Source organism: Mesorhizobium sp. M2A.F.Ca.ET.039.01.1.1 (genome assembly GCF_003998035.1).
In the GTDB taxonomy this organism is placed as follows: Bacteria; Pseudomonadota; Alphaproteobacteria; order Rhizobiales; family Rhizobiaceae; genus Mesorhizobium.
The window spans coordinates 1-397 of the sequence record NZ_RZRY01001596.1 but is presented as its reverse complement, the minus strand read 5'-3'; the positions used below and the strand labels follow the sequence as shown (position 1 = coordinate 397).

Genomic DNA, 397 nt, shown 5'->3' with positions numbered 1-397 from the left:
CTTTTGGACACGAATATTCTCATTGCAGCCATGAAAGGCCGCCCGGAGGTGCGAAAACGGCTGGAGGCCCAGCAAATAAGCGCTATCCGGCTCTCTGCGATCGTAATGGGCGAATTGGAGTTCGGCGCGGAGAAAAGTGCCTATGGTGACCGCAATCGCGCCCGTCTGGCCACCTTGACGCAGCGCCTACCGCTGGTCGGCATCGACCAGGACACAATACGGCATTATGCAAAAATCCGTGCCTTCCTTGAGCGTCACGGTACACTTATTGGTGCAAACGACACCTGGATCGCAGCACAGGCTCTCGCCATCAACGCTGTCTTGGTCACCGACAATGAGCGCGAATTCTCCCGTGTGCCTGGGCTGGTGGTCGAAAACTGGCTCACCGACACCGAAT

At 57.2% G+C, this 397-nt stretch carries 1 protein-coding gene; it reads left to right on the top strand.

Going from position 1 to position 397, the window contains the following annotated elements; all coding sequences use genetic code 11:
* The coding region (locus tag EOA24_RS41095; protein WP_245502022.1) for a PIN domain-containing protein at window positions 1–397 on the top strand (397 nt) is incomplete at both ends.